General features: G+C 53.3%; 19 protein-coding genes. 8 read left to right on the top strand and 11 right to left on the bottom strand.

Annotated features, from left to right (window positions below):
* The first annotated feature begins 156 nt into the window (after positions 1-156).
* Complete coding sequence (locus LJN55_RS13025) at positions 157-1,695, top strand: SpoVR family protein (RefSeq protein ID WP_133841848.1); 1,539 nt, start codon at positions 157-159, stop codon at positions 1,693-1,695.
* Between the two features lie 104 nt (positions 1,696-1,799).
* Here the strand turns inward: LJN55_RS13025 and fadR are convergent, their stop codons facing one another.
* Positions 1,800-2,519 carry a fatty acid metabolism transcriptional regulator FadR gene (gene fadR / locus LJN55_RS13030; RefSeq protein ID WP_133841847.1) on the bottom strand — a complete coding sequence of 240 codons (720 nt, stop codon included), beginning with the start codon at positions 2,517-2,519 and terminating at the stop codon, positions 1,800-1,802.
* A 285-nt stretch (positions 2,520-2,804) separates the two neighbouring features.
* Between fadR and dsbB the strand changes: the two genes are divergently transcribed.
* Entirely contained in the window at positions 2,805-3,335 is a 531-nt protein-coding gene (dsbB, locus tag LJN55_RS13035) for a disulfide bond formation protein DsbB (protein WP_133841846.1), read from the top strand.
* A 54-nt stretch (positions 3,336-3,389) separates the two neighbouring features.
* Here dsbB and LJN55_RS13040 read toward each other — a convergent pair whose 3' ends face one another.
* From LJN55_RS13040 to LJN55_RS13055, 4 genes are all read right to left on the bottom strand, one after another.
* Entirely contained in the window at positions 3,390-3,839 is a 450-nt protein-coding gene (locus tag LJN55_RS13040) for a YcgN family cysteine cluster protein (protein WP_133841845.1), read from the bottom strand.
* A 64-nt stretch (positions 3,840-3,903) separates the two neighbouring features.
* The gene (locus LJN55_RS13045) at positions 3,904-4,563 is read right to left on the bottom strand and encodes a fumarylacetoacetate hydrolase family protein (RefSeq protein WP_227534598.1); all 660 of its coding nucleotides are present in this window, start codon (positions 4,561-4,563) and stop codon (positions 3,904-3,906) included.
* A 69-nt stretch (positions 4,564-4,632) separates the two neighbouring features.
* The gene (locus LJN55_RS13050) at positions 4,633-5,673 is read right to left on the bottom strand and encodes a lytic murein transglycosylase (RefSeq protein ID WP_159336544.1); all 1,041 of its coding nucleotides are present in this window, start codon (positions 5,671-5,673) and stop codon (positions 4,633-4,635) included.
* A 90-nt stretch (positions 5,674-5,763) separates the two neighbouring features.
* Positions 5,764-6,039, bottom strand: coding sequence for a YcgL domain-containing protein (locus LJN55_RS13055; RefSeq protein WP_133841842.1), 276 nt, complete (start codon positions 6,037-6,039; stop codon positions 5,764-5,766).
* Positions 6,040-6,195: 156 nt separating this feature from the next.
* Here LJN55_RS13055 and minC point away from each other — a divergent pair, with 156 nt between their 5' ends.
* The 3 genes from minC to minE are packed head-to-tail and all read left to right on the top strand — an operon-like array spanning position 6,196 to position 8,025.
* A complete protein-coding gene (minC, locus tag LJN55_RS13060) occupies positions 6,196-6,891 on the top strand; it encodes a septum site-determining protein MinC (RefSeq protein WP_133841841.1) in 696 nt (231 codons plus the stop codon).
* Positions 6,892-6,933: 42 nt separating this feature from the next.
* A complete protein-coding gene (minD, locus tag LJN55_RS13065) occupies positions 6,934-7,746 on the top strand; it encodes a septum site-determining protein MinD (RefSeq protein WP_062746173.1) in 813 nt (270 codons plus the stop codon).
* 3 nt (positions 7,747-7,749) lie between these two features.
* Complete coding sequence (minE, locus tag LJN55_RS13070; RefSeq protein WP_133841840.1) at positions 7,750-8,025, top strand: cell division topological specificity factor MinE; 276 nt, start codon at positions 7,750-7,752, stop codon at positions 8,023-8,025.
* Positions 8,026-8,079: 54 nt separating this feature from the next.
* On the opposite strand, the gene rnd is transcribed toward minE, so the two are convergent.
* From rnd to LJN55_RS13095, 5 genes are all read right to left on the bottom strand, one after another.
* Positions 8,080-9,189 carry a ribonuclease D gene (rnd, locus tag LJN55_RS13075; RefSeq protein WP_133842141.1) on the bottom strand — a complete coding sequence of 370 codons (1,110 nt, stop codon included), beginning with the start codon at positions 9,187-9,189 and terminating at the stop codon, positions 8,080-8,082.
* Between the two features lie 120 nt (positions 9,190-9,309).
* The gene (gene fadD, locus LJN55_RS13080) at positions 9,310-10,995 is read right to left on the bottom strand and encodes a long-chain-fatty-acid--CoA ligase FadD (RefSeq protein ID WP_133841839.1); all 1,686 of its coding nucleotides are present in this window, start codon (positions 10,993-10,995) and stop codon (positions 9,310-9,312) included.
* A gap of 216 nt (positions 10,996-11,211) precedes the next feature.
* Positions 11,212-11,808, bottom strand: a complete 597-nt coding sequence (locus LJN55_RS13085) for a Slp family lipoprotein (protein WP_133841838.1) — start codon at positions 11,806-11,808, stop codon at positions 11,212-11,214.
* Positions 11,809-11,866: 58 nt separating this feature from the next.
* Positions 11,867-12,568 (bottom strand): tRNA (adenosine(37)-N6)-threonylcarbamoyltransferase complex dimerization subunit type 1 TsaB, encoded by a 702-nt coding sequence (gene tsaB / locus LJN55_RS13090; RefSeq protein WP_171148401.1) that lies wholly within the window; start codon positions 12,566-12,568, stop codon positions 11,867-11,869.
* 49 nt (positions 12,569-12,617) lie between these two features.
* Entirely contained in the window at positions 12,618-14,537 is a 1,920-nt protein-coding gene (locus LJN55_RS13095; RefSeq protein WP_159336542.1) for an ATP-dependent DNA helicase, read from the bottom strand.
* 132 nt (positions 14,538-14,669) lie between these two features.
* Here LJN55_RS13095 and LJN55_RS13100 point away from each other — a divergent pair, with 132 nt between their 5' ends.
* Positions 14,670-15,014 (top strand): RidA family protein, encoded by a 345-nt coding sequence (locus LJN55_RS13100; RefSeq protein WP_133841835.1) that lies wholly within the window; start codon positions 14,670-14,672, stop codon positions 15,012-15,014.
* Positions 15,015-15,050: 36 nt separating this feature from the next.
* Here the strand turns inward: LJN55_RS13100 and LJN55_RS13105 are convergent, their stop codons facing one another.
* Positions 15,051-15,281, bottom strand: a complete 231-nt coding sequence (locus LJN55_RS13105) for a YoaH family protein (RefSeq protein WP_159336541.1) — start codon at positions 15,279-15,281, stop codon at positions 15,051-15,053.
* Between the two features lie 116 nt (positions 15,282-15,397).
* Here LJN55_RS13105 and pabB point away from each other — a divergent pair, with 116 nt between their 5' ends.
* Both pabB and LJN55_RS13115 read left to right on the top strand, forming a co-directional pair.
* Complete coding sequence (gene pabB, locus LJN55_RS13110; RefSeq protein ID WP_227534599.1) at positions 15,398-16,765, top strand: aminodeoxychorismate synthase component 1; 1,368 nt, start codon at positions 15,398-15,400, stop codon at positions 16,763-16,765.
* Positions 16,755-17,327, top strand: coding sequence for a CoA pyrophosphatase (locus LJN55_RS13115; RefSeq protein ID WP_133841832.1), 573 nt, complete (start codon positions 16,755-16,757; stop codon positions 17,325-17,327). Before pabB ends, LJN55_RS13115 begins: the two co-directional genes overlap by 11 nt.
* The last annotated feature ends 154 nt before the right edge of the window (positions 17,328-17,481 follow it).

Below are 17,481 nucleotides of genomic sequence, written 5' to 3' on the forward strand. Positions count from 1 at the left end.
TCAATTGTTTTAACGAGAGGGATACGAGACAGTGAACTATCATTGAGATATTGGCTTTAATTCCAGGCTTATCAGCGCCTCATTTGTGCGGGTGAGCCGAGATGAAAACGGACATTCTGCCGTAAGGTAATCCGGTTTTATAAAAAGGGGTGCGCTATGACCACGATCTTTGACGATCCGATTAAGGACAGCAAACGACTCGATGATGGACCAGACTGGACCTTCGACCTGCTTGATGTGTATCTCAAGGAGATCGACCGCGTCGCTAAATCCTACCGACTGGATACCTACCCGCATCAGATTGAGGTCATCACCTCCGAACAGATGATGGATGCTTATTCCAGTGTCGGGATGCCAATCAACTATGCACACTGGTCATTCGGTAAGAAATTTATCGAGACAGAACAGCGCTATAAGCACGGCCAGCAAGGTCTGGCCTATGAAATCGTCATCAACTCCAATCCGTGTATTGCCTATCTGATGGAAGAAAATACCATGACGATGCAGGCGCTGGTGATGGCGCATGCCTGTTATGGTCACAACTCCTTCTTCAAGAATAACTATCTGTTCCGCAGTTGGACGGATGCCAGCTCCATCGTCGACTACCTGATCTTCGCCCGTAACTACATTACGCAGTGTGAGGAGCGCTACGGAGTGGAAAACGTGGAACGGCTGCTCGACTCCTGCCATGCGCTGATGAATTATGGCGTTGACCGCTACAAACGTCCGCAAAAAATCTCCTTGCAGGAAGAGAAAGCGCGGCAACAGAGCCGTGAAGAGTACCTGCAAAGCCAGGTGAACATGCTGTGGCGCACCTTGCCACGGCGTGAGCGCGAGGAAGCGCAATTCGCCAACACGCGCTACCCATCCGAACCACAGGAAAACCTGCTGTACTTTATGGAGAAGAATGCGCCGCTGCTGGAACCCTGGCAGCGTGAATGTCTGCGCATTGTCAGAAAGGTCAGCCAGTATTTCTACCCGCAAAAACAGACTCAGGTGATGAATGAGGGATGGGCTACGTTCTGGCACTACACCATTCTTAATCATCTGTATGACGAAGGGAAAGTCTCTGAGCGCTTTATGCTGGAGTTCCTGCATAGCCACACCAATGTGGTCTTCCAACCCCCTTACAACAGCCAGTGGTATAACGGTATCAACCCGTATGCGCTTGGCTTTGCGATGTTCCAGGATATTAAGCGCATCTGCGAGGAGCCAACGGAAGAAGATCGTCACTGGTTCCCGGATATTGCCGGTTCTAACTGGCTGGATACCCTACACTTTGCGATGAAGGAGTTTAAGGACGAGAGCTTTATCAGCCAGTTCCTTTCACCGAAGATCATGCGCGATTTTCGCCTGTTCACGGTGATGGATGACGATCGCAATAATTTCCTTGAAATTGCGGCCATTCATGATGAAGCGGGCTACCGGGCGATCCGTCAGCAGCTCTCCGCTCAATATAATTTGAGCAATCTCGAACCGAATATACAGGTTTATGACGTGGATCTGCGTGGGGACCGATCGCTGACCTTACGCTATGTTCCGCATAACCGCGCACCGCTGGATAAGAGTCGTCGGGAAGTGTTGAAGCATGTACATCGTCTGTGGGGCTTTGACATCAATCTGGAACAACAGAACGATGATGGCACAGTGGAGATCCTCGAACGCTGCCCGCCCCGCCCGGGCACCACTATCTGATCTGAGGCCAGCCTCAATGTGAAGAGGGCGACCCGCCATTGGGTCGCCCTCTTTTTCTGTTTCTTCGGGCTGACCGCATAAAGAGGTCAGCCCTTTTTATCGACTTAACGGCGAGCAGGCGGCAGATCGGTTGGCATACTGGTCTGCATGGCATGCCAGATTTCCCCGCTGCGACGACCATAGTCGCGCACGCTGTCTACAATCAGGTCATATTGCTGGGTATGAAGGATATTCAGCAGTTGCTGATAGAAAGCCTGTGCCAGACGTCGCGCTTCCGGGTTGGAGAAATAGTGACGCCCAACGCGCGTATACAGTCCTTTCAATCCATTGATGATCAAACCGTAAATAGGGTTACCCGAGGCGAACGCCAGCCCACGGAAGATGCTGTAATCGAGATTGGTATAGGCTTCTGCCTGGTCGTCCACATGGCTTGCGGTTTCCAGCACTTCACGCGCTTTATCCGGGTAAGTACGGATAGCACGACGAATAAAGATAGACGAAATATTGGTGCGAACTGACAGCAGGTTATCCACTAACTGCGGTACGCTGTCATGATCGAGACGGGCCAGTGTTTCCAGAATACTTAATCCGGAGGTTTCCCAGAAATTATTCACTTTGGTCGGTTTGCCGTGCTGAATGGTCAGCCAGCCATCGCGCGCCAGGCGCTGTAAGACTTCTCGTAGTGTGGTTCGGGTGACACCTATCAGTTCGGAGAGTTCGCGTTCAGCAGGCAGAATTGAACCTGGTGGGAAACGGTTATTCCAGATACTTTCAATGATGTACTCTTCCGCGAAACCCGCAGGGCTCTGCGCCTTAATAACCATAGCGTTCTTCTTCCGTTGCGTTCATTACGTCAAAAATTCGGCTCATCATACCAGAGGCACCAGGCATCACCTAGCCTGGCTGCCAGGGAAAAGACGATCGTCTGCAAAAAATATGACATTGCCGTCCTGGCAGCGAAACCACAATACAGCCTGTCCACAGACCTTCGTTTATCATCGGAAACATTATTTTAAGTCACTTTCCTGCTTAAATTTTTCCCTCCTGGCTGGATTGCAGACGCTTTTCGTTTACACTGCCGTCTAAATGTATTCCAGACGGATAAACTAATGTTGAGATACCTGAATAGCTGCTCCCGTGGCCGGGGCGCCTGGTTGCTGATGGCACTGACCGCTTTCGCTCTTGAGATGACCGCGCTCTATTTTCAGCATGTGATGCTGCTGAAGCCGTGTGTGATGTGTATTTATGAACGCTGTGCCCTGTTCGGCATTATGGGGGCGGGTATCGTCGGCGCTATCGCACCGAAATCACCTTTGCGCTGGGCCGCTATTCTGATCTGGTTATACAGCGCATGGGAAGGCCTGCGACTGGCGTGGGAACATACTATGATTCAGTTGCATCCCTCTCCGTTTGCGACCTGTGATTTTGCCGCCCGCTTTCCGTCCTGGCTGCCGCTGGATAAATGGTTACCTTCCGTGTTTGTCGCCAGCGGCGACTGTGCAGAGAAGTCCTGGTCATTTCTGACCCTGGGTATGCCGCAGTGGCTGGTCGGCATCTTTGCCGCATACCTGGTCGTTGGTGTGCTGGTGCTGATAGGTCAGCCCTGCAAACCTAAAAGACGCGACCTGTTCTCACGTTAAAAAAAAGCTCCGCCTTCGCGGAGCTTTTCTGCTTATCATACCCACTCTGAACGTCTATTTACCGTACCAGTGCGGGCGGTTGATAATATGCTCTTCCCAGTCAACCACTTCACTTTCATGCACGGCAATATGCCGTACCGAAATACGCGCAGCATGCATAGCTGCACGTGAACCACTTCGCAGCGGATGCCAGGGTGGCAGAGTTTTCCCTTCAGCCAGCACACGGTACGCGCAACTTGGCGGTAACCATTGAAAGGTGGGCAGATTTTCGCGCGTCAGCTTAATACAGTCCTCTTCCAGTTCGAAGCGGCGCTCATAGTTACGGCATTGGCAGCTTTTGATATTCAGCTGATTACAGGCAACGTTGGTGAAATAGATTTCATCGGTGTCGGCGTCCTGTAACTTATTCAGGCAACACTGGCCACAGCCATCACATAAGGACTCCCATTCCTCGTCGCTCATTTGTTCCAGCGTTTTACGCTGCCAGAAAGGGGTATCAGTCATGTTGGGTGTCCGGTAAAAGTAAAAGCCCGCACCTTATAGAGGGTTTAGGCTTCAGTTGCAAGTTTTACAGCACGCGCGTGGCAACACCGTGGCCGCCGAGCGACACTTCAAGACGATCGCCTGAGACCATCGGCCCCACACCTTCCGGTGTCCCGGTCAGGATCACATCGCCCGCGCGCAGGGTAAAGAACTGGCTTATATACGCAATCAACGGCAAGATTTTATGGATCATGTCAGCAGTCGTTCCCTGCTGGCGGACCTCTCCGTTGACGATCAATTTTAGCTCGACATCCTGAGGGGCGTGTTTGAATTCACTCACCGGAATAAAACCGGACAGCGGGCAGGAATTATCGAATCCCTTGGCTTTTTCCCAAGGCTGTCCGGCTTTCTTACAGCCTGCCTGAACATCGCGTAAGGTTAAATCCAACGCAACACCATACCCGGCAATCGCCTGCGCGACGTGTTCTTCGGTCGCATGCTTGAGTGTCGCGCCAATCAGTATCGCCAGCTCGACCTCGTGATGCACGGCACCGAGGTTTTTGGGAATAGAGAGCGGCTGGCGGATATCACACAGCGCAGTTTCCGGTTTAATAAACAGTACGGGTTCCGTTGGTGTCGCGCTGCCCATCTCTTTGATGTGATTTGCGTAGTTACTCCCGACGCAAACCACTTTGCTGACCGGAAAATCTAACAATGCGCCCTGCCAGTTATGGTGCTGATACATGCTTTTCCCCTGCTTCGTTAGAGTGGCTGCGCCGACATCATGCCGCCGCATATCTGCTGACTGTTCTTTTTACTGCGCTGCGATGGCATCGGCCATCATGCCAATACTGATAGCGAAATAATAAGACCGATTCCAGTGCATCAACGTTCGGAAATTGTCATAAACCATGAATGAACGACCGTCACCGTCCTGTGGCGTGATGATCCAGGCGCGCTGGCTGCTGCTGTTCTGTTCGGGATGCAGTACCTGTACGCCTGACTGCTGCCACTGCGACGAGGTTTTGGCCTGTGCCGTTTTTAATCCCGCCAGTTGCGCATTAAAATCAGCCGGCAACGTCACTTCCACGCCCCACCCCTGCCCGGCTCGCCAGCCTTCACGTTGTAAATAGTTCGCTGTGGAGGCAAAGACATCATCCAGATTGTTCCAGATATCAATTTTGCCGTCACCATCACCATCCTTTCCGTAATTCAGGAAGGAGCTGGGCATAAACTGGCTCTGACCCATCGCCCCTGCCCACGATCCTTTCAGCTCAGCGGCTGTCATCTGTTGGCGTTGGATGATTCGTAGCGCTGCCATCAGTTCTTTCGTGAAGAAGGCTTCTCTCCGGCCTTCAAAGGCCAGCGTGGCCAGAGCAGAGACCACCTCCTCCTTGCCCTGAATCCTGCCGAAGTGACTCTCAAGCGCCCACAGCGCGACAATATATTGTGTCTGAACGCCGGAGGCATCGGCTATCGGTTGCAGCTGGTTGTGGTATTGCTGCCAATATTCCCGGGCCTGAGCGATCTTTTCTGGCGTGATCACGCGGGTCAGATAATCGTTGAGGGTGACTTTGTTTTCCAGCTGTCCGCGATCGGATTTAATGACCCGGTCAACAAAATGCACGCCGGTAAACGCCGTCTCGATAGTCGCATCATCATAACCCTGCTGACGGGCCTGTGCTTTGAGCTGCTCAACGAAAGCAGGAAATTGTGCCGGGTCGCGGCCCTGCTGTGCCAGCGTGGTGTCTGACGTGTTTGTGCTGTTACCGGAGTTTAGGAAGGCGGCGTGGCTGGCAGAGCTCCCCACCAGAAAGAGAGAAAATACGAAGAAATTTCGGGCTGAGAGCTTCATGCGGGCATCCTTTTATCGCTATCTACACCGGTAATTTAAAATAAAAAGCGATCTCTGACCGGCGAAGATATATTTGCAGATGATTCCGAATTAATCTTTTTTAACATCGTTAAGATGCATCTTAAGCAGACTTTCCAGCGGCGGAGGCAATTGTAAATAAAACCCCTCATCGCGCAGCGCGGTTTTCACTTTTTCAATATCCGCCCCCACCAACTTCTTGCTGCCGTCCAACGGAAGCAACATCGCCAGTTTCGGCTTGCCAAAGCCCTTCAGCAACGCTTCAGGGACGCGTGAGAAATCGTCTTTTTTTTCAACATAAAGATAAGTCTGGTCACGCTGGGGACTTCTGTAGATCACACAAAACATATTTTTTACTCGAATTAACCTGGATGGTGACTTGCCTGAATATTACAGTAACTATAACATGCTTGCAGAACTTCGGAATATTGCCTGTCTTGATTTAACGCCTGAAAGTGGCGTTGATTTAGCCAGGATAGGAAATAACAGGACTGAGCGGGACAGATGTCACAATCGCCAATCGAGTTAAAGGGCAGCAGTTTTACGCTGTCAGTCGTTCATTTGCATCACACCGACCCTGAAACGGTGCGTAAAGCCATTCAGGAGAAAGTCAGTCAGGCTCCAGCTTTTCTGAAAAATGCCCCGGTGGTGATCAACGTATCCTCGTTAACCCGAGAGGTGAACTGGCGACAAATGCAGCAGGCAATCGCCGAAACGGGTCTGCACATTGTGGGTATCAGCGGCTGCAAAGATGAGCAGTTGAAACGCATGATTGCCCGGTCCGGCCTGCCGGTGTTGAGCGAAGGCAAAGAACAGAAGTTCAGCGCTGAGAGTGCACCGCCTGTGGCTATTCCTGTCGAACAACCCGCCATAAAAACCCGGCTTATCAGTACCCCGGTGCGTTCCGGTCAGCAGATTTATGCCAAAAACTGCGACCTGATCGTCACCAGCAGCGTCAGCGCGGGTGCCGAGCTGATTGCCGATGGCAATATCCACATTTATGGCATGATGCGCGGCCGCGCGCTGGCTGGCGCGTCTGGCGACAAGCAGTCTCAGATTTTTTGCACCAGTTTATCTGCAGAGTTGGTATCCATTGCTGGAAATTACTGGCTTATGGATCAAATCCCTGCTGAATTTTTCGGAAAAGCGTCTCGTCTTTGTCTCAAGGACGGCGCATTGACTATACAGACACTGAACTGAGCCAGGCTCTCGAGCCCTTTCTTTTCTTAAGGAAATTATTTTATGGCACGCATTATTGTTGTTACATCGGGTAAGGGAGGCGTGGGTAAAACCACGTCCAGCGCGGCCATCGCTACCGGTTTGGCGCAGAAAGGGAAAAAAACTGTCGTTATCGACTTTGATATCGGCCTGCGTAATCTGGATTTAATCATGGGCTGTGAGCGCCGCGTGGTGTATGACTTCGTTAACGTCATCCAGGGTGATGCCACGCTGAACCAGGCGTTAATCAAAGACAAACGCACTGAAAATCTGTTTATCCTGCCAGCCTCTCAGACGCGTGATAAAGATGCGCTGACCCGCGAAGGCGTGGAAAAAGTGCTGGATGACCTGGCGACCATGGATTTTGAGTTCATTGTCTGTGATTCACCGGCGGGCATCGAAACCGGTGCGCTGATGGCGCTCTATTTCGCCGATGAAGCGATTATTACCACCAACCCGGAAGTCTCTTCTGTACGTGACTCCGACCGTATTCTCGGCATTCTGTCCTCTAAATCACGCCGCGCTGAAAGAGGCCAGGATGCAATTAAAGAACACCTGCTGCTGACCCGCTACAATCCGGGACGCGTGAATCGTGGTGATATGCTGAGCATGGAAGACGTGCTTGAGATTCTGCGTATTCCTCTGGCCGGCGTTATCCCGGAAGATCAGTCAGTACTGCGTGCCTCGAACCAGGGTGAGCCCGTGATCCTGGATGCCGAATCCGACGCAGGTAAAGCCTATGCTGATACTGTTGACCGCCTGCTCGGAGAAGAACGCCCCTTCCGCTTCATTGAAGAAGAGAAGAAGGGTTTCCTGAAACGCCTGTTTGGGGGATAAACCATGGCCTTACTCGATTTCTTTTTATCCCGTAAAAAGAGCACAGCCAATATTGCCAAGGAACGGCTACAGATTATTGTGGCGGAGCGCAGAAGGGGCGATAGCGAGCCCCACTATCTGCCACAGTTGAAAAGGGATATTCTGGAAGTGATCTGTAAATACGTGAAAATTGATCCGGAGATGCTGACTGTGAAGCTGGATCAAAAAGATGATGATATTTCTATTCTCGAACTGAACGTAACGTTACCGGAAACGGAAACGGAAGAAGCACCGAAATGATCTTCTCCTGCTCATGATTTTCCCCTGCTATGGTGCAGGGGAAAATTGCAGGATTTAGTGTGCCGCTAAAATGTCAGCAATCCCGTCTTCAAGTAATGTCCCCCGCCAACCATCTACCAACTCCGGTTTACCGGCCTGTGGCTTCAATTTCCAGTGCCAGTTCAGCAACTGATTAATCTGACGACGCGATGCCAGCAACTCCTGGCTGACGCCATGCTGCTCCGCCGTTTCTGCCACCAGGGCTTTCAGACTTTTGAACACCTGCTTGTAGTTCGGGTAATCGATGAGATTCGGCACCGCTTCCGGCAGCTCATCTTCCCCGAGCGCATTCGCTTCAGCGACCATCGCCACCAGCGCCTTACCGTGGAAACGGATCTCCTGCCCCGGCAACCCCAGATGATCAAGTTCGCCAAGGGAACCCGGCATATAGCGTGCGACCTTCCACAGGTTCTCTTCACGCACCACAAAATTCACTGCCATATCTTTTTCGCGGGCCAGCGTCAGACGCCATGCCGCCAGCAGGCGCAATGCAGCAAGCTGACGCGGACGCAGTTGCCACGCATTGGCGATCTCACGATACGCTTCCTGCGGGTCAACCACGGTGGTACGGCGCTGGCACAGCAGACGACACTCATCCAGTGCAGCGGCCATTTGCCCGGCGTCTTCCGTTTCTGCCACCAGCTTGACGGCAATCGGTAGCAGATAGAAAACATCGGCTGCAGCATAAACGCACTGCTTTTCCGTCAATGGACGCGCGAGCCAGTCAGTGCGTGATTCGCTTTTATCCAGCGCGATCCCGGTGAAGGACTCTACGATGGTTGCAAAACCGCAGGAGAGCGGGCGGCCGCTGAACGCGGCGAGGATCTGTGTATCAATCATCGGCTGCGGCAACACCCCAAACTCATGCTGGAAGACTTCAAGGTCTTCACTGCCGGCATGCAGATATTTGACGACCTGCTGGTCCATCAGGAGGTCACGGAACGGCGTCCAGTCGGTAATCGGCAAAGGGTCAATCAGCGAGATGGTTTCACCGTCAAACAGTTGTATCAGACCCAGTCGCGGGTAATAGGTGCGGGTGCGAACAAATTCAGTATCCAGCGCCAGAGCAGGAACCTGGCGGGCACGCAGACAAACCTCAGCCAGCGCGTCATTAGTGGTGATCATGATGTAATTCAAAATAGCGTTCTCTCGCCACTGGCGGATGATGCCGGTGGTCAACTGTAATGGCGCAATAAAAATGCCGGGTAACCCGGCATGATAGATATCGGCAAAAAGCAACGCCCCTCAGTCTAAGGGGGGTTGGGCTTTTATCGCTTCCTCGCGCAGTTCACGGCGCAGGATTTTGCCGACGTTGGTTTTCGGAAGCTCATCCCGAAACTCAACAATTCTGGGTATTTTATAGCCTGTCAGATGCCGCTTGCAGTGGGTGATAAGCTCTTCTTTGGTCAGTGAATCATCTTTTTTCACCACACAAACTTTCACCGTTTCGCCCGCCACATCATTTGGAACACCGATGGCGGCGGCTTCACGTACTTTCGGGTGCAGCATCAGGACATCTTCAATCTCATTAGGATAAACATTGAAACCGGAAACCAGAATCATATCCTTTTTACGATCGATAATACGCAGGAAACCTTCGTGATCAACGGTAACAATATCACCGCTGCGAAGCCATCCATTTTTTAAAACTTCATCGGTCGCATCCGGGTGCTGCCAGTAGCCCAGCATGACCTGCGGCCCTTTTATGCACAACTCACCCGGCTCCCCTTCTGGCACTTCATTACCGTTATCATCCACCAGCATAATATCAGTAGAGGGAACCGGCAGGCCAATGCTGCCGTTGTGGCACTGAATATCATACGGGTTCACTGAAACCAGCGGGGAACATTCGGTCAGACCGTATCCTTCCAGCAGATAGTGACCTGTCAGCTTTTCCCAGCGTTCGGCAACCGCTTTTTGTACCGCCATCCCGCCGCCTGCGGATAACGTCAGCGTGGAGAAATCCAGTTTATTAAAGGCATCATCATTGAGCAGCGCATTAAACAAAGTATTCACCCCCGTAATAGCGGTGAAAGGATGTTTACTCAGTTCTTTGACCAGCCCCGGAATATCACGCGGATTGGTGATAAGCAGGTTAGCCCCCCCCAGTTCGATAAACAGCAGGCAGTTCACTGTGAGGGCGAAGATATGATACAGCGGCAATGCCGTTACCACGGTTTCTTCACCCGCTTTCAACAGCGAGCCGTAGGTGGCTTTTGTTTGTTCGAGGTTTGCCTGCATATTCCGGTGGGTCAGCATTGCCCCTTTCGCCACCCCGGTGGTCCCACCGGTATATTGCAGGAAAGCGAGATCGTCATTAATGATCGTCGGTTTGACATACTCCATCTGCGCACCGTTTTGCAGCGCCTGACGGAAAGATATCGCACCGGGAAGATAGTATTTCGGCACCATCTTTTTAATGTACTTCACCACGAAGTTAACCAATGTCCCCTTCGCAGGCGAAAGCTGGTCACCCAGGCGGGTGAGGATCACATGCTTCACTGTTGTCTTCGCCACCACTTTTTCCAGCGTATGGGCGAAGTTAGAGACAATCACAATAGCGCTGGCACCGCTGTCATTGAGCTGATGTTCCAGTTCTCGCGGGGTATAAAGCGGATTGACGTTAACCACGATCATTCCGGCACGAAGAATGCCAAACAGCGCGATCGGATATTGCAGCAGATTGGGCATCATCAGTGCGATACGGTCGCCTTTCTTTAGCCCTAATCCCTGTTGTAAATAGGCCGCAAAGGCCCGACTGCGGTCATCGAGCTGCTGGAAAGTAAGACTCTTCCCCATATTGATAAACGCCGTTTGCGTAGCGTAACGCAATACCGCGTGTTCAAACAGATCGATTAAAGAGCCATAACGATCAGGATTAATCTCCGCCGGAACATCCGCCGGATAACGGTTTAACCAAACCTTATGCAAGGAATCACCTCGAAAATGATAATTTGTCGTCATCGCAGCCTCAACCTTTCAGCGCCTGTTAACATTATTTTAACTCAGCGTACCAGTTTGCTCAGGTCTCTATTGAGAGGTTGCGAAGCCCATCACTAAATTTCTCTCATCCTGAGAGAATCAATTAAAAAAGGCCTATCCGCTGATATCCAGCGGATCTGCCGTGTCTCTTTTATACGATACGAATTATGGGGTAAGAATGGTCTGCACCTGAGCGGGACCGGGATTGTAGTAACCCCAGGGAGCGGGGCCCCAGTAGCCTCCGCGATGGCGGCCATAGCCTGGACCGTACCAGATCCACGGATCAATTGGCTGCGGCGGGGTAACGATCTGCTGGGACATATGCCAGCGCTGATAGCCTGTGACCTTGATGACCACAAAGTTATACTGCGCATCACCAATTTTGCCTTTCTCAGTCCCGCTAATAGTGCCGACAACGGTGACCATCTGCTGATTAAAATCGACCGGATCGACAAAGCCGTTCACATCGGCAAAAATGCGGCCAATAGACGGTGAACCCAGCGTCGGCCTGGCGCCTTCATCGAGGGGCATTGCGGCAATCTCCAGGCGTGTCATCCCGTTACGATTGTCCACCTTGAGGACCTTACCGCCAAAACGTGACTCCTGGCCAATAAACAGCTCAGGAGCATTCAGCACTCGCGCCAGATCCTGTTGCGGGGTCTCTGAATGCCCTTTTATCGAATCAGGCACGGTAACACAGCCGCTTAATACCAGCGACGCTAAGAACAGAACACTGCACTGCCAGACACTGGATTTACGCATAGAAACTCCCCCATTGTTATGCTACTTCGACTGCTACCGATTCAAATAGTTGCTGCCACTACTCGCGGCCCGGTAATTTTTTCCATGTCACTTCATTACGCAGATAGGTCGGTTCAGCATGTTCGGGGGCGACGGTCATACCGGCTGCCAGCGCCTGTTGTGCCAGCGGCAGCATATCTTCGGCGCAGGGCAGCGTCACGTCTGATAACGTCAATGCCAGCGCGCTGTTTTCTGCCAGCTGCGGCCAGGCTTGCCAGCCGGTGCCCACACAGGCCCACTGCCCGCTCAGCGCTGCCATCCGCGCCGCTGCGGCATCGGGTTTCAGCACGGCTTCTGTTTCTTCACCCTGCCAGTTGCCCTGCTCATCACGCTGATATTCGGCCCAATACACTTCGCCCATCCGCGCATCAATCGCCGCCAGAACACGGCTGGCACCGTGCAGACGCCAGGCGCTCTGCGCCATGGTTTTCAGTGTCGACACGCCGATTAACGGCAAGTTTGCCCCCAGCGCTAACCCCTGAGCAATGCCGATGCCAATACGCACACCGGTAAAACTTCCGGGCCCGCGGCCAAAGGCCAGCGCATCCAGGTCCTTCAGCGCAACGCCGCCTTCCTGCAAAATCTGCTGCACCAGCGGCAGAATACGTTGCGTATGTTCCCGGGCACAAAGTTCAAAATGTGCCAGCAACCGATCTTCATTCAGTAGTGCGACCGAACAGGCTTCCGTTGCCGTATCAATGGCTAAAATTCGCGTGGACATACCAACCTCAGGGGAGAAAATTTTCGGCGCGCATCATAGCACATCGCCGTTAGATTAATGACTGCTGCGTCGTTGACTGGAGAAAGTCCACGGCTTTTTGCAGATCGCGCGTGCGCGGCGTTGGCGGCAGGCTGTTAAGAAATACCGCCCCGTAAGGACGCATCACCAGACGATTATCACAGATCACCAGCACGCCACGGTCGTCAACGTCACGAATCAAACGTCCAACACCCTGTTTAAGCGCGATCACCGCATCGGGCAGTTGGACGTCGTCAAACGGTTCACCGCCCCGGACTTTACAGTCTTCCATGCGGGCTTTCAGCAACGGATCCTCTGGCGAGGTAAACGGCAGCTTATCGATAATCACCAGTGATAATGCATCGCCACGCACATCCACCCCTTCCCAGAAACTGTTCGTCGCCACCAGCAGCGCATTGCCTGCCGCAACAAACTGCTTGAGGATCTGTCCCTTGCTGGTTTCCCCCTGGAGCAAAACCGGAAGCGTCATCGAGGCACGGAACTCGGCCGCCAGCTCACGCATCACCTGATGTGACGTACAAAGGAAGAAGCAACGGCCATTATTGGCTTCAATCAGCGGCTTCATCATTCTGGCCAACTGGCGGGCACCGCCAGGCTGATTGGGTGAAGGCAGATTACGCGGCACGCAGAGGAGCGCCTGGCGGGCGAAATCAAACGGGCTGTTGAGGATCAACGTCTCCGCCTTCCCCACACCAAGCCGCTCAACAAAGTGTGTCATCTGTTCATTCACCGCCAGCGTCGCTGAGGTAAATATCCAGCTCGCCGGGCGCTCATCCATCACTTCACGAAAACGGTCAGAAACGGAGAGCGGCGTCAGCGCCAGCACAAAATTACGCGCGTTACATTCATACCAGTAGCTGAAACCTGGCTGTGTGGTGTCTTTCAGGCGCTTCAGGCGCCCGCGATAGAGTGACGCACGTTCGAATGCCGCATCCAATAGCGCAGAGCGCCCCAGTGAGAGTTTCGCCACGTCGTAACACAGTTCAAGTGCATCATCCAACAGCAGCAGGGCACGCTGGATCTGCGGGTTGCTCAGCAGCTCTCGCAGGTTACCGCGAAAACCGGGATCGCCTAATGACAGACGAAAATCCTGAGTGCTTTGCGCCAGGCGATCGGCCGACTTCTGGAGCTGCTGCATATCACGGACTTCGGTGCGGTAGGCAATGGTGATGTCTTTCGCCAGATCGAGCAGCTGGCGGCTGGAAAGTTGTTGCCCGAAATACTGGCTGGCGATATCCGGAACCTGATGTGCTTCATCGAAAATCATCACGTCGGCATCGGGGATCAGCTCGGCAAAGCCACTCTCCTTCACCACCATATCGGCCAGGAACAGATGATGATTGACCACCACCACATCAGCATCCATCGCTTTACGTCGCGCTTTCACCACAAAACAGTCTTTATACTGCGGGCAGTCACTGCCCAGACAGTTATCGTTGGTGCTGGTGACCAGCGGCCAGATGGTGCTGTCTTCCGCTACGCCACCGCAGGTGCTGATATCACCATCCACCGTTTCGTTTGACCAGCCGCGCAGATGAACGAGATCGCTCATTGCCTGCACCGCCAGCTCGCCCCCGGCCATCGACTGCTGCTCCAGTCGCTCCAGGCAGAGATAGTTGGACCGCCCTTTCAGCAGCGCCATGATGCCTTTGAATTTGAGCGCCTTCGCCACCGTTGGCAGATCGCGGCTGTAGAGCTGATCCTGCAACGCTTTTGATCCGGTCGAGACGATCACTTTTTTTCCCGAACGCAGCGCCGGGGCCAGATAGGCATAGGTTTTCCCCGTACCGGTTCCGGCTTCCACGACCAGCTCACTTTTGCTGTCAATGGCACGCGCGACCGCAGCCGCCATCTCACGCTGAGGTTCACGTGGCCTGAAGCCGGGAATCGCCTGCGCCAGAGCGCCATCTGCTGCAAAATCGTCTACCACATACCCTCACCACCTGGTTAAAACGACAGTGATTATGGCAGTATCCGCCAGCGCACTCCACCCTTTAGATGACAGACACGGCTAATCTGTGCCAGTCTGTCGCGGTTTTGAGTGCATTTAAAAGGAGCCAGCATGACCATTGAACGTATTGATCCTGAACACCGTATGTCCGAAGCCGTTATACATAACGATACGGTGTATTACACCAGCGTGCCGGAAAATCTGGATGACGATGCTGAAGCGCAGACGGCGAATGCCCTGGCGGTGATCGATAAACTACTGACCCGCGTCGGTTCAGACAAAAGCAAGATACTGGATGCCACCATTTTTCTGGTGAATAAATCGGATTTTGCGGCGATGAATCGCGCGTGGGATGCGTGGGTGTCTCCAGGTAACGCACCGGTGCGCTGCACCGTGCAGGCCAACCTGATGAACCCGAAATATCTGGTCGAAATTAAAGTGATTGCTGCCAGGTAATGCTTTCCCCCTGCCGGGCTGGCAGGGGTTAACCACTTATTCGTCGTACTCTTCTTCTTCGTCGTCGTGGTTGTTGTCACCCATGTAATCTTCTTCATCTTCATCGAACATCACCGGAACATTACCGCCAGTGTGGTTCTCACGGATTTCAGCTGCCACCAGGCCAATCGCCTCGCCGCTGCTCATTCCCTCTGACATCAGCTTATGAATGCGTTCAACCGCGTCCTGCTGCTCTTCGTGTGATAACGCGGGTAATCCTGTAGACATAGTGACTCCTGGGGTGATTTGCGGTGCGGATTATTCCACGGGCGACAAAGAGATGCCAGCAGCATAAAAATATGTCACGCTTGGCGTCTCATTGAAATTTTCTCTGCTGAAGAACCATGTCGCCTGTTTATCATCTTCTCAAGTATACGCCAGATGCCGTTGAGCATCATTTTGCCCGCCTGTCCCATCGGCCCTGGGCGATGCTGCTGCATTCCGGTTTCGCCGATCACAGTGATAACCGATTCGATATTATGGTCGCTGACCCCCGGGTGACGCTGACCACGCGCGGTATCCAGACCGTGATTGAACAGGATAGCACCTGCTGCGTCAGCGAAGACGATCCGCTGGCGCTGCTCCAGCAGCAGTTAACAGCCTGCGGATTACAGGCGCAGCAGCAGGATGACCTGCCTTTTCAGGGTGGCGCACTTGGCCTGTTTGGTTATGATCTGGGCCGCCGTTTTGAGCGAATACCCACGACGGCAGAGCAACAGTTGACCACACCGGATATGGCGGTGGGCATCTATGACTGGGCGTTAATCGCCGATCATCACAAGAAGACGCTAACGCTGGTGGTTCAGGGCGACCTCGCAGCGCGTCTGGCGTGGCTGGATGCCGGGCAGACAATACCCGCCGTCCCCTTCCAGCTCACCAGCGCGTGGCAGGCAAATATGACGCGTGAGCAATACGGCGAAAAATTTCGTCAGGTGCAACAGTGGTTACTGTCCGGTGACTGCTATCAGGTCAATCTGGCGCAGCGCTTCGCCGCCCGCTATTGCGGTGATGAATGGCAGGCCTTTTTACTGCTGTGCCGTGCTAACCGCGCGCCGTTTAGCGCCTTTATCCGTTTGCCAGGCAGCGTGCTCCTCAGTCTTTCTCCGGAACGGTTTATTAAACTGCGCCACCGGCAGATTGAAACCCGCCCGATTAAAGGCACACTCCCCCGCCTCGCGGACCCGGTGGCAGATCGCCTGCAAGGCGAGAAGCTGGCGCAGTCTCCGAAGGATCGCAGCGAGAATCTGATGATTGTGGATCTGCTGCGCAATGATATCGGTCGGGTAGCAACGCCGGGCAGTGTCAACGTCCCTGAGTTATTTGTCGTCGAGCCTTTCCCGGCAGTCCATCATCTTGTCAGCACCATTACCGCCGTGCTGAAGCCTGAACTGACCGCCTGTGATTTGCTGCGCGCCTGTTTCCCCGGTGGGTCGATTACCGGCGCACCAAAAGTACGGGCGATGGAAATTATTGAAACACTGGAACCTCAACGGCGTAATGCCTGGTGTGGCAGTATCGGCTATATCAGCGTCTGCGGGCGGATGGATACCAGCATCACCATTCGCACCCTGATTGCTGAAGACAGTACGCTATATTGTGCTGCCGGCGGCGGTATTGTCGCCGACAGCGATGAAGCCTCTGAGTATCAGGAGACGTTTGATAAAGTGAATCGCATTTTGCCCTGCCTGGAGTCACCGCCTGATGAACGCTGAGCATCCATCACTCACGCGCTTTCTGACGCGTTTCATGCTGCAACCGCCAGAGGCAGGCCAGCGCAATTTGCCTCGTCGACAGGCTGCAGTCCTGGTGCCGATTATTGCGCATCCTGAACCGACGTTACTGCTGACACGTCGCGCCGCGTCACTGCGCAAGCATGCGGGCCAGGTGGCTTTCCCCGGAGGCATGATGGACAGCAGCGATGCTTCTCTGGTGGCTACCGCCCTGCGTGAAGCGCAGGAAGAAGTCGCCATACCGCCCGATGCTGTGCGGGTTATTGGCGTGCTGCCCCCGGTGACCAGCAGCACCGGTTTTCAGGTCACGCCAGTGGTTGGCGTGCTGCCGCCGGGTCTTAACTGGCATGCAAATGAAGATGAAGTGGAATCGGTATTTGAGATGCCGTTGCGTGAAGCGCTGCGTCTCGGGCGTTATGCGCCGTTGGATATCCAACGCTCAGGACAGATGCACCGCGTCTGGCTTTCATGGTTCGATGACTACTTTATCTGGGGTATGACCGCCGGAATTATTCGCCAGTTGAGCCTGCAAGTGGCTAAATAACGACAAACAGGCTAAAATACAGCCATTAGTTGCTTCAAAAAGCGCCTTTACATTATTTTTCACCAGATTATTGCCACATGGCGATCCAAATCACTGCAATACGGCGTTTTTTCATTTATATTTCACGCAAATTGTGGGTACCCGAAATCTTCTC

Source organism: Erwinia rhapontici, assembly GCF_020683125.1.
Classification (GTDB): Bacteria; Pseudomonadota; Gammaproteobacteria; order Enterobacterales; family Enterobacteriaceae; genus Erwinia; species Erwinia rhapontici.

Excerpts from the sequence above, each read along its gene's own strand:
- rnd (WP_133842141.1), bottom strand. The coding sequence starts at position 9,189 with ATGATCACCACTAATGACGCGCTGGCTGAGGTTTGTCTGCGTGCCCGC.
- LJN55_RS13025 (WP_133841848.1), top strand. The coding sequence starts at position 157 with ATGACCACGATCTTTGACGATCCGATTAAGGACAGCAAACGACTCGAT.
- minC (WP_133841841.1), top strand. The coding sequence starts at position 6,196 with ATGTCACAATCGCCAATCGAGTTAAAGGGCAGCAGTTTTACGCTGTCA.
- dsbB (WP_133841846.1), top strand. The coding sequence starts at position 2,805 with ATGTTGAGATACCTGAATAGCTGCTCCCGTGGCCGGGGCGCCTGGTTG.
- tsaB (WP_171148401.1), bottom strand. The coding sequence starts at position 12,568 with ATGTCCACGCGAATTTTAGCCATTGATACGGCAACGGAAGCCTGTTCG.
- LJN55_RS13085 (WP_133841838.1), bottom strand. The coding sequence starts at position 11,808 with ATGCGTAAATCCAGTGTCTGGCAGTGCAGTGTTCTGTTCTTAGCGTCG.
- minE (WP_133841840.1), top strand. The coding sequence starts at position 7,750 with ATGGCCTTACTCGATTTCTTTTTATCCCGTAAAAAGAGCACAGCCAAT.
- LJN55_RS13100 (WP_133841835.1), top strand. The coding sequence starts at position 14,670 with ATGACCATTGAACGTATTGATCCTGAACACCGTATGTCCGAAGCCGTT.
- LJN55_RS13050 (WP_159336544.1), bottom strand. The coding sequence starts at position 5,673 with ATGAAGCTCTCAGCCCGAAATTTCTTCGTATTTTCTCTCTTTCTGGTG.
- LJN55_RS13055 (WP_133841842.1), bottom strand. The coding sequence starts at position 6,039 with ATGTTTTGTGTGATCTACAGAAGTCCCCAGCGTGACCAGACTTATCTT.
- LJN55_RS13045 (WP_227534598.1), bottom strand. The coding sequence starts at position 4,563 with ATGTATCAGCACCATAACTGGCAGGGCGCATTGTTAGATTTTCCGGTC.
- LJN55_RS13105 (WP_159336541.1), bottom strand. The coding sequence starts at position 15,281 with ATGTCTACAGGATTACCCGCGTTATCACACGAAGAGCAGCAGGACGCG.
- LJN55_RS13040 (WP_133841845.1), bottom strand. The coding sequence starts at position 3,839 with ATGACTGATACCCCTTTCTGGCAGCGTAAAACGCTGGAACAAATGAGC.
- LJN55_RS13115 (WP_133841832.1), top strand. The coding sequence starts at position 16,755 with ATGAACGCTGAGCATCCATCACTCACGCGCTTTCTGACGCGTTTCATG.
- fadR (WP_133841847.1), bottom strand. The coding sequence starts at position 2,519 with ATGGTTATTAAGGCGCAGAGCCCTGCGGGTTTCGCGGAAGAGTACATC.
- pabB (WP_227534599.1), top strand. The coding sequence starts at position 15,398 with ATGTCGCCTGTTTATCATCTTCTCAAGTATACGCCAGATGCCGTTGAG.
- minD (WP_062746173.1), top strand. The coding sequence starts at position 6,934 with ATGGCACGCATTATTGTTGTTACATCGGGTAAGGGAGGCGTGGGTAAA.